We start from the raw sequence: 10,462 nt of genomic DNA, 5'->3' as shown, positions 1-10,462 counted from the left end.
CGCAATAACCACATTGATGAAAAATCAATTATTTTATTAGAAAACATTTTACCCCAAATACCTTATTTGCAATGCAAGAATGGCTGCGATTATATCTTATCTAACCATCGCGTCACCGTAGATAAGGTCAATAATGTAGTAACGATAACCAATAACAGCAACCGTTATTTAATGCCCGTCACTACTTGGGGATTGGTCCATAATCAATCCTTTGACCTGCGTATGACCGCAGAAAATTACCGCGCTATTTCAGGCCGTGGGCAAGGATATATTGGTCTACCCTTGCAATCTTTTGGCTTTGCCAATTGGTTTTATAACACCACCCGTTCAAAGAGCAACTATCACACCACACATCAGGCTCAATATCAGCAGCAAACTCAAATGGGTATCGATAGTTGGTACTTGCAAAAGAACTTCCAGGCACTCTACCTACGGGCAGGTAGACAAAATAATCTGGATAACAGTGCTGGCAGCATTCATACCCTGATTAACCCTGCTTTAGACCAATTCGTGACGCTGGGCAGCCAAAGTTATTTAGCTATTGATAAGCCCTCCGCGGGCAGCTTAGTGCTATATGCCACCAGCGATGGCGATTTCGAAATCTATCGCGATAACCAACTTATCCGCCGAATCCCTGCTCAACTGGGCCGTAATGAAATTGATTACAACCAACTTCCCGGCGGCTATTACAACGTTGAGATCCGGTTAGTCGACCGTACAGGGAAAGTCGTCAGTCAGGAAAGCCAAACCATCAGTAATATCAGCACTCAAACCAATAATGGCTGGTTCCTGACTATGGGTAAAGGAATGGCGCGTAACCGTAGCTCTCCCCACCTGATGCAGTTTGGTCGCAGTATGAACCTGCAAAGCGTGCAAACGAATATCACGCTACTCAAAGATAGCGCTAGCCACTGGGCAGCAGAAGGGAGTATTTCGCGCCCCTACATTTTTTCCGATCTCGATCTTACCCCGACTCTGGGCGTGATGTCTGGCGAAAAACGTGATGGAGGATATCTGCGCATCGCCGGTGGAAGTACCGCACTGGGATATGCAGCGGTATCCCGCTATCAAACGCCAGATGTGTCTATATATGCACCAAACGCGGGTAGCACATCAGCTTCTTATAGTCGCCAATTGGGGCCAGTCCAACTTAGCTATCAATTCAATCAATTTAACACCAGCCAGCAACACCGTATCCAAGGCCGCTGGGATTGGCGTCGGCCACAATACAACCTTGCACTGTCCCTGGGTGTACAAAAAGGTGGGCAATGGAGCAACCAAAATAATTACGGTGTATTTCTGAATACCACGCTCTCATTTATCAAAAGCAGTGCCAGTATCAACAGTGCCTATGATCAGCAGCAGTTAGTTACCAGTGCCAGTTATCAAAAAGAGTTTAACGATAACTATGGCACCAGCACCTTGGGTGTTGATGGCAGTACCAGTGGGAAAACGTCCAGTATCGGCAGCTTTGCTTATCGCAGTGGCAGCCGTGGTGATGTATCGGCACGAATGGGAGTTGATAACAAGATAGCCAATGGCAGCATCAGTTATAGCGGCATGCTGGCTATCAGCCCGCAAGGTATGGCATTAGGTCGCAGCAGCTACAGCGGAACCGCATTACTGATAGAGACACCGGACTTGGCTGGCACGCCATATAGCTTCAATGCGGAAGGCCATCCGATAACCGGCGCGGGTACTTACGCTATACCGATTCCACGGTATCAGGACCGTTTCTTTGTGCAAACACATACCGAACGCAATGATCTGGATATGAATATTCAGCTACCCGTCAATATTGCTCGCGCCCATCCTGGGCAAGTATTTTCCAGTAAGGCCGATATCACATTGAACCTGCTTTACAGCGGTTTCCTCAAGGATGAGCACGGACAACCTGTTAGCGGGGTTATTCAGGAAACTGGTGATACCGTCCACCCCAATGGACTATTTTCTATTCACTCTCGTGCCAAGCTGAAAAATATTCAGGTTCAAAACAACTTAGCCCGTTACCGCTGCAATATGAGCCAGCAACGCGATCATATTTATCTTTGTCACTTGGATTAATACCAACAGGAATTGTTATGAAATATGCTTATTTACTCTTCACTCTCGCCTTCTTGTTGGCGCCGATTACCGCTACTTATGCGCAGTTAGTGGCTATCCCTACCCGTACCACAGTGGAATCACTGGACCAACACCGGACAATCCAGGTCTATAACAGCGGTGATAAGCCACTGTATCTGGATATCACACTACAACGAGTAGATAACCCCGGGGTGCATCCTGAACAGAAAACACTGATAAGTGATATCTCGCAGCCTGAAATGATTTTTAACCCCAACCGGATTACTTTAGGACCGAAGCAGAAGCGTGATATTAAACTATTGCCCTTAAAATCTCCGACGCAGGAAACGCTGTATCGGCTGTATATCAACCCGGTAGTCGATATCAAAGCGGTCGGTCAGCATGAGGACAAAAGCAAAATCCATGCTCCTATGACCATCAGTATTGGTTATGGTGTGTTGATTCATCATGTGCCCCCTTTAACTGCACAGGTTCGTCACTGGCAACATCAATGCTTGCCGGGCGGTCATCTCATGCTTACCTCCAGCGGCACAGTTCATAGCAAATTTGAGCAACTGAACTCCGGCGACAAGACAGATAGCCTGAATCTATATCCCGGAACCCCCATCACCCTGTCAACCAAACAACTCAGCGGTAAGGTAGATAATGAAACGTTTACTGTTCATTGCGGCTAGCCTCCTGCCGCCCTCGGTTTTCAGTGCCATAGATATTCAGCCACATGTGCTGGAAATAGAGCAGGAAAGTACGGTGGTGACAGTAACTAATTACGGTTTAGACCCTGAGTACGTGACAGTTCAACTGTACCAGCTTAATAACCCAGGCGAGTCGCCAGAACAAGAATCACTAACCTCGGTAGGCGAACAGCGACATCCCGCACTGTTTGCATTCCCAGCAAAACTGACTCTGGGACCAAAACAGAGTGGGAGAATATTTCTTAAAGCACTTAGCACGCCGGATAAAGAGCAGGTATATCGACTCGCAGTAGCACCGGTTAATAACCTGCAAGTTACCGGTGGCCATACTGCCGTGTTGGGGGTGCAGTTAAGTTATATGGGATTGGTCAGGCATCTGGCTGCATCACCGCAACCCCAGTGGGCACACCGCTGTCTTGACGGGGGGATAGTGTTGGAGAATACCGGTAACACCCGCCTACAGTGGCGTCAGTTGAAAACCCAGGAACAGGATATAGAGGACTTTAATCTCTATCCCGACCAGCATCGGCAGCTGGCGGTCAGTGATGTACGAGGAATGATCGAGGATAAGCCCTTCAACTTGCGATGTATCGCAGGGTAAAGATAAGGAACATTATGAATATCATAAAAATCGTCGCCCTATCCCTATTACTCCCCTCACAGGCAAGGGCAGATTCAATTCCTCTGGGGAATATCGATGTCAGATTAGAAGTGACAGCACACCCCAGGATCGAGGTTGAAAAGCCACAAGGGGGTTGGTATAGCAGTATAAAACTGGAAAGTAGCCCCGAAAATCACTTGCTGTATCAAAAGGAACTCCCAGTAGTCGTCAAGCTACGCCGGCAAGAAGGATTTCGAATTTCGGTGAAAAATCCACTGATACTGACTCGTCACTCTACTGTATTGACGGGAGCAGATCAGGCATTCTCCCCCGCGCAAGTGCGCTGGGGCACGGATCGCGCCAACCTGCGCGTGTTATCAGCCATCCCTGAGACATTCAACATAACCCAGGGTAGAACCCGCCAAACCAGTACCGACTATATATTACATATTTCAGCATTAGCGCCCAGTGGGCCAAATTCCGCAGGGAAATATCACGGGCAGCTAACATTAATATTTGAAACGAATAGCTGAAATAAATAACTGATAGTCATGGAGAGATAATCAAGTGAATGTTAAATACAGACTATTCCTTATGGGGCTATTATTGCTAATAATTCAGCCTATAGCTATGGCAAACCTCTATTTTTATCCCTACACCCAACAATACTCTAATTGCAAAATCAAACTAAACGATGATGACAGCGTGGAGGTTTATTTTCGGGCGATGCTGAAAGATTTATATTCCTCATCAGGAACAATGGTAAATGGAAAACATATATTAGCCTGGGGAAAATTACTAAATATCCCAACTGATGAGATGAAAAATATCGGGTTACCTAACCGGCGTGCGCTCCTGTCACTTTATTTCTATAAAGCTGATGGCTCACGAGATTTCAGTATTCAATTTAATGATATCACTAATCTTTCGCTCAATGGCGAAGCACCCTCAGATTCGAATGATAATACTCAGGAAATACTGTTCAACCGTGATCTCAAATCATCACCCTTTGACAAGAAGTATTACTATGTTTCATTCAAAGTTGCCGCACATGTCCTCAAGGATATCAGAATCGGTGCAACTGTAGGTGGTGCGATCCATTACAAAGGGCAATATCACTCATTGATGTCATCTACTGGCGTTTCCTTTGGTCAGAATGGCAAACAATGCACACTCTTTAATCCTCAGGCGGACGTGGCACCAGAAGCCTTTAAAATTGATCCTAAATTCCGTATGAACGCGAAAACATGGCAATTGAAGTCTTTCGATTTAGATGAATTACTTGAGAAAATTGAGCGCAGCGCTAAAGGGAAAAGCGTACACGCGCCATTGATTAATCCAGCAGGTAACCGTTTTTGTATCCGCTATCGCGCCACCGGGATTCAACGGACGCGTTATATGATTAGCGCCACCAACCGAAATGGATTAGCAGCAAACACTGCACATTTTCAGTTAAAGGAAGCTGAGAGTGATAAGACCATCGGTTATACCGTGGAATTTCAAAACCAAGCAGGTAATACGAAAAACTTTTTACTGCCAAAAGAGAAAAAGTTTATTCAGTTGAGAAATGATAATAACGGTGAGATGTGCTGGTCACCACGCATACGGCTTTATAATACCAAGACAACCGATAAAGGAAGTTATAGCGATACACTCAATTTCACTATTACACCACAGGCATGATGCCGAACAGCTAGAAGATAGCTTTATGATTAGCTAATAACTAAGGCCCGGAAACGGGCCTTCATAGATAATGAAAAACGACGATTTAACCGCCCAGATAAGCTGAACGCACGGCTTCATTAGCTAACAACGCAGCCCCCGTGTCTTCCAGAACAATACGACCATTCTCTAGTACATACCCACGATCTGCTAACTTCAAAGCCTGATTCGCATTCTGCTCAACGAGGAAAATAGTCATCCCTTCTTCTCGTAATTGTTGAATAGTATCAAATATTTGCAGAATAATTATCGGTGCTAATCCTAATGAAGGTTCATCCAGTAACAGTAATTTTGGCTGGCTCATCAGGGCACGGCCTATCGCCAACATCTGTTGCTCGCCACCAGACATGGTTCCTGCTCGCTGAGCCCGACGTTCAAATAATCGCGGGAACAAGTCGTAAACCCGTTCAATACGTTGCTGATATTGCTGACGATCAGCGAAAAATCCCCCCATCGCCAGATTTTCTTCAACCGTCATTCGGGAAAATACCCGTCGGCCTTCAGGAACAATCGCAATCGCCTCACGCATAATGCGTGCGGTCTGCCAATCCGTAATATTCTGCTCACCAAAAACAATACTGCCCTCGGTCGCACGCGGCTCACCACACAATGTCCCCAACAGTGTGGTTTTACCCGCACCGTTAGCACCAATCAGTGTAACGATCTCACCTTGTTGAATATGCAGGCTAACCTGATGCAATGCCTGAATTTTGCCGTAATGGGCAGAAACGTTATTAAATGACAACATGTTATGTTTATGCCTCGCCCACTTTTTATTTACCCAAAAATACTTTTACTTAAAAATAAGTTATTCGCCCAAATAGGCCCGGATCACATCCGGGTTATTACGGATTTCGCTGGGTGTGCCTTGTGCTAACGGCGTTCCCTGATTGACCACATAAATGCGATCAGAAATTCCCATCACCAGTTTCATATCATGTTCGATTAACAATACCGAGACTTGGTGTTGGTCACGTAACTCCATAATCAACTGATTCAGTTCATCAGTCTCTTTGGGGTTCAATCCCGCAGCGGGCTCATCTAACATCAATAGCTCAGGGCGAGTCACCATGCAGCGGGCAATTTCCAGACGACGCTGCTGGCCATAGGCCAAATTCCCCGCCTGTCGGTTTGCCAGCTCTAATAGGCCGACACGCTCCAACCAAGTGGCTGCACGCTCCAACGCGTCGGCCTCTGCTCGCCGAAAACCGGGGGTTTTCAGCAAACCGGCAAAAACCCCACTTTTAAGGTGCCGATGCTGAGCCACCAGCAGGTTCTCTACCACCGTCATTTCACGGAACAGACGCACATGCTGGAAAGTACGAATCACCCCCATTCGGGCAATCATCTGGCCGGGTAGCCCTTCAAGATGACGATCACGTAACTTAATCGTGCCGCCGGTCGGGCGGTAAAAACCGGTTAGGCAGTTAAAAATTGTGGTCTTACCTGCCCCATTAGGGCCAATCAGCGAGACAATCTCACCCTGATTGAGGGTCAGACCCACATTGTTCACCGCCAGTAACCCACCAAAACGCATGGACAGCCCTTCAACTGCTAACAAAGGTTGCGTATTCATATCTGCTCCCCTTTTTTAGCTTTTATCTCTGCGACTTTTAGCTTTAGCTGTGGCCGTTTCATTGGCAGCAACCCTTGTGGACGCCAAATCATCATCAGTACCATCAATGCACCTAACAGCAACATACTGTAAGCATTGAGGTCACGCATTAATTCCCGCGAAACCACCAGCAATACCGCCGCCAGGATGACCGCGAACTGCGACCCCATGCCACCTAACACCACAATCGCTAGCACGAAAGCCGATTCAACAAAGGTGAAGGATTCAGGACTAACGAAACCCTGTCGGGCGGCAAACAAAGTACCGGCAAAACCAGCAAACGCGGCACTGATAGTAAATGCAGTCAGCTTGATTTTTGTTGGGCTAAGGCCCAATGAGCGGCAGGCGATTTCATCTTCACGCAATGCTTCCCATGCTCGGCCCAGCGGCATACGCAGCAGTCGATTGATCACAAACAAGGTCAGGATCACTAATAACAACGCCACCATATACAAGAAAATGATACGGTCACTAGGATCATAAGTCAGGCCAAAGAAGTTGTGGAAAGTATCCCAACCGCCATCCTTCGCAGTGCGGCTGAACTCTAAACCAAACAGTGTTGGTTTTGGAATTTGGCTAATCCCATTCGGCCCACCAGTGATTTCCGTATTATTGAGCAGCAAAATACGCACAATTTCACCGAAACCCAAAGTGACAATCGCCAGGTAATCCCCCCGCAAGCGTAATACCGGGAAGCCCAACAAGAAGCCAGACAGTGCTGCGACTATGCCAGCCAGCGGTAAACTCTCCCAAAAACCTAAACCGTAATAGTGATTCAACAGCGCATAGGTATAGGCACCAATGGCATAGAATCCACCGTAGCCTAGTACCAACAGGCCAGACAGCCCCACGACAACGTTCAATCCCAACCCCAACATGACATAAATCAACGTCAGGGTCGCAATATCCACTGAACCTCTGGAGACCAGGAACGGCCAGGCGATTGCGGCGATAATAATTGCTGCGGCTAATAGTTTTTGACGGGGGGTGGTGCCATCAAAACTAGGCAATACCCATGCCGGACCAGAGACTTTTTTAATACCTTGCTGGATGTACGGGCGCACCAGTTGGAAGAAAAACACCACGATACAACCCGCGCCAATCCACAGCCAGCGGACTTCTGCTGCCCCTTGCACAATGAGTTTGGTGCCGTCTAACTGCAACTGCAAACCCATTACAAACGAGGCGAGGACGAAGAGCACAAAACTGGAAATAATGGCATTAACAAAGTTGAGTTGTTTCATACTTTTTCAACCTCTGGACGGCCTAAGATCCCAGTAGGCATAACAAGCAGCACCACAATCAGCAATGCGAATGAAACTGCATCTTTGTATTCAGTGCTTAGATAAGCAGAAGTTAATGCTTCAGCCACACCCAGAATCAAGCCACCGATCATCGCGCCAGGAATACTACCAATGCCACCTAATACGGCTGCGGTGAAGGCTTTCATACCGGCCATAAAACCAATATATGGGTTGATAACCCCATAGAACTGGCCAAGTAATACCCCTGCCACGGCGGCCATCAATGCCCCGATAACAAAGGTCAGCGAGATAACCCGGTCAGTATTAATACCCAGCAGGCTCGCCATTTTTAAGTCTTCAGCACAGGCACGGCAGGCACGACCCATACGGGAATAGCGGATAAATAAGGTTAATGCCAGCATCGCCAAGAAAGTAACTACCCAGATGGTCAGTTGCATGGTGCTTATGGTCGCGGCAAACCCATTGGTTTCTGCCAAAGTCCATTGCCCGGTAACCAAACTCGGTAGTGCTAAATCCCGTGAGCCTTGCGTCAAGCTGACGTAGTTTTGCAGGAAGATTGACATCCCAATCGCCGAGATCAGTGCAATCAAACGCTTGGAGCTACGAACCGGCTTATAGGCCACCCGTTCAATACTCCAGCCATAAGCACTGGCGATCACGATAGAGACGAGAAAAGCAGAGCCGATCAATAACCAGCTAGCGTCGATCCCCATCATCATCAATGCGGCGATCACGATAAACGAAACGTAGCTGCCGATCATATACACTTCGCCGTGAGCAAAGTTGATCATGCCGATAATGCCGTACACCATGGTATAACCAATGGCGATCAGCGCATACGTGCTGCCCAACGTAACACCGTTGAACATCTGTTGCAGAAAATAAAGAAACTGCTCTGACATACCCTAACCCTTTGATTCACTTGCCTGGCTGCCCTAGCCAACTGCGCCAAATCTACTGTGTGCAGAGAGGAAAATCCCCCCGAAACATGGGGGGATGCAGTTGGTAAAAGGGGCCGGGTTGCTGCGGGAGCAACCCTACAACTTGATGATTCTAATATTATTGTTATTTGACCGCAGTTGACGAACCATCTGCGTGCCATTCAAAAATACCGAATTCAAACCCTTTCAAATCGCCTTTTTCATCCCAACTCAATGGCCCCATCACTGTTTCAACCGGCTTACCAGTTTTCAGATCTTTGACCAAATCAGCCGGCTCTTGGCTGCCGCTACGTTCCATTGCCGTGGTTAGCGATTGCAATGCAGCATAGGTTGTCCAAACAAACGGACCGGTTGGGTCAAGTTTCTTCGCTTTCAGCGCATCAACAATAGGCTGGTTAGTTGGCACCTGATCATAACGTTTCGGTAATGTCACCAGCATGCCTTCAGAAGCGTCACCAGCGATATTAGATAGTGAGGAGTTACCAACACCCTCTGGCCCCATAAAGCGAGCTGTCAGACCTGCTTGCTTCGCCTGACGCAGGATCTGACCCATCTCTGGGTAGTAACCACCAAAGTAGACGAAATCGACATTCTCTTTCTTCAGACGAGCCACCAACGTAGAGAAATCTTTATCACCCGCGGTCACGCCTTCAAACAGCACCACTTCGGTACCTTGCTTTTTCAAGCTGTCACGTACAGAACGCGCCAAGCCTTCACCGTACTGCTGCTTATCATGTACCACTGCAATACGTTTAGGCTTAATAGTCTCAATGATATATTTGGCAGCGGTTGGGCCTTGATCAGAATCCAAACCGGTGGTGCGCATGATCATTTTATAACCACGCGTGGTCAGATCGGCATTGGTTGCAGCAGGAGTGATCATAATCACGCCTTCATCTTCATAAATGTCTGAGGCAGGCTGAGTTGAAGAAGAGCACAGATGGCCGATAACATAACGAATACCGTCGTTAATGACTTTGTTGGCAACGGCGACAGCTTGTTTCGGGTCGCAGGCATCATCGTATTCCACGCCAACCAGTTTATCGCCTTTGATTCCACCTTTGGCATTGATATCAGCAATAGCCTGACGTGCGCCGGTAAATTCCATGTCACCATATTGGGCAACCGGGCCTGACATCGCGCCAACAATGGCGACTTTAATGTCTTTAGCCAGTACAGAGTGGCTCATCGCCATTGCTATACACCCAGCCAGCAACACTTTACCTTTTGTTAATTTCATCCGCGAATTCCCCATCTGTCATTGTGAACGTGCTTGTTGTGTCGGTCTTAACGTTTTATCGAATGTAACGTTTTATTCATAAGTAATAATGATTTAGTCTCAAAAGTAATAGATTTTTCTAATAAGACTTTATTTTTCATGTCATTAAACAGGAGTTTTATGCTGTAAATCAACTAAGACAAGCAGAAACAAGCGGTGTAAACAGCATAAAATTAGGATTAAATTGAATGGGTTTTACTCAAATGATAGTGGGTTGTGCTGGTTATGTGATCTTTTACTCCGGTAAAACTCGGAAAATGCA

General features: G+C 47.0%; 10 protein-coding genes. 5 read left to right on the top strand and 5 right to left on the bottom strand.

Translation table 11 applies throughout. The features are described 5' to 3' along the window. The 5 genes from V1952_RS02255 to V1952_RS02235 all read left to right on the top strand — a co-directional run. Positions 1-2,064 (top strand): TcfC E-set like domain-containing protein (locus V1952_RS02255; protein ID WP_420074261.1); only part of this gene is annotated, 2,064 nt, incomplete at its 5' end. Between the two features lie 17 nt (positions 2,065-2,081). Then, on the top strand, positions 2,082-2,759 hold the full coding sequence (locus V1952_RS02250; protein WP_372560046.1) for a pilus assembly protein: 678 nt from the start codon (positions 2,082-2,084) through the stop codon (positions 2,757-2,759). After that, a complete protein-coding gene (locus V1952_RS02245; RefSeq protein ID WP_372560047.1) occupies positions 2,731-3,378 on the top strand; it encodes a hypothetical protein in 648 nt (215 codons plus the stop codon). Before V1952_RS02250 ends, V1952_RS02245 begins: the two co-directional genes overlap by 29 nt. Before the next feature lie 14 nt (positions 3,379-3,392). After that, complete coding sequence (locus V1952_RS02240; protein ID WP_420070859.1) at positions 3,393-3,911, top strand: fimbrial protein; 519 nt, start codon at positions 3,393-3,395, stop codon at positions 3,909-3,911. Between the two features lie 34 nt (positions 3,912-3,945). Next, entirely contained in the window at positions 3,946-5,061 is a 1,116-nt protein-coding gene (locus V1952_RS02235; RefSeq protein ID WP_420074260.1) for a hypothetical protein, read from the top strand. A gap of 85 nt (positions 5,062-5,146) precedes the next feature. Here V1952_RS02235 and livF read toward each other — a convergent pair whose 3' ends face one another. From livF to V1952_RS02210, 5 genes are all read right to left on the bottom strand, one after another. Continuing rightward, positions 5,147-5,848 carry a high-affinity branched-chain amino acid ABC transporter ATP-binding protein LivF gene (gene livF, locus V1952_RS02230; RefSeq protein WP_083161973.1) on the bottom strand — a complete coding sequence of 234 codons (702 nt, stop codon included), beginning with the start codon at positions 5,846-5,848 and terminating at the stop codon, positions 5,147-5,149. A gap of 60 nt (positions 5,849-5,908) precedes the next feature. Then, complete coding sequence (livG, locus tag V1952_RS02225) at positions 5,909-6,676, bottom strand: high-affinity branched-chain amino acid ABC transporter ATP-binding protein LivG (protein ID WP_420074259.1); 768 nt, start codon at positions 6,674-6,676, stop codon at positions 5,909-5,911. After that, entirely contained in the window at positions 6,673-7,959 is a 1,287-nt protein-coding gene (locus V1952_RS02220) for a high-affinity branched-chain amino acid ABC transporter permease LivM (protein WP_372560050.1), read from the bottom strand. Before V1952_RS02220 ends, livG begins: the two co-directional genes overlap by 4 nt. Then, on the bottom strand, positions 7,956-8,882 hold the full coding sequence (gene livH, locus V1952_RS02215) for a high-affinity branched-chain amino acid ABC transporter permease LivH (RefSeq protein WP_083161967.1): 927 nt from the start codon (positions 8,880-8,882) through the stop codon (positions 7,956-7,958). The genes V1952_RS02220 and livH overlap by 4 nt, the downstream gene beginning before the upstream one ends. 163 nt (positions 8,883-9,045) lie before the next feature. Continuing rightward, positions 9,046-10,161, bottom strand: a complete 1,116-nt coding sequence (locus V1952_RS02210; protein WP_083161965.1) for a branched-chain amino acid ABC transporter substrate-binding protein — start codon at positions 10,159-10,161, stop codon at positions 9,046-9,048. Between the last annotated feature and the right edge of the window lie 301 nt (positions 10,162-10,462).

Origin of the sequence: Yersinia sp. 2542 StPb PI (assembly GCF_048593855.1) — a bacterium.
Classification (GTDB): Bacteria; Pseudomonadota; Gammaproteobacteria; order Enterobacterales; family Enterobacteriaceae; genus Yersinia; species Yersinia enterocolitica_E.
The sequence above is the reverse complement of the archived record's forward strand: the minus strand, read 5'-3'. Positions and strand labels throughout refer to the sequence as shown.

Excerpts from the sequence above, each read along its gene's own strand:
- V1952_RS02250 (WP_372560046.1), top strand. The coding sequence starts at position 2,082 with ATGAAATATGCTTATTTACTCTTCACTCTCGCCTTCTTGTTGGCGCCG.
- V1952_RS02245 (WP_372560047.1), top strand. The coding sequence starts at position 2,731 with ATGAAACGTTTACTGTTCATTGCGGCTAGCCTCCTGCCGCCCTCGGTT.
- V1952_RS02240 (WP_420070859.1), top strand. The coding sequence starts at position 3,393 with ATGAATATCATAAAAATCGTCGCCCTATCCCTATTACTCCCCTCACAG.
- livF (WP_083161973.1), bottom strand. The coding sequence starts at position 5,848 with ATGTTGTCATTTAATAACGTTTCTGCCCATTACGGCAAAATTCAGGCA.
- livG (WP_420074259.1), bottom strand. The coding sequence starts at position 6,676 with ATGAATACGCAACCTTTGTTAGCAGTTGAAGGGCTGTCCATGCGTTTT.
- V1952_RS02220 (WP_372560050.1), bottom strand. The coding sequence starts at position 7,959 with ATGAAACAACTCAACTTTGTTAATGCCATTATTTCCAGTTTTGTGCTC.
- livH (WP_083161967.1), bottom strand. The coding sequence starts at position 8,882 with ATGTCAGAGCAGTTTCTTTATTTTCTGCAACAGATGTTCAACGGTGTT.
- V1952_RS02210 (WP_083161965.1), bottom strand. The coding sequence starts at position 10,161 with ATGAAATTAACAAAAGGTAAAGTGTTGCTGGCTGGGTGTATAGCAATG.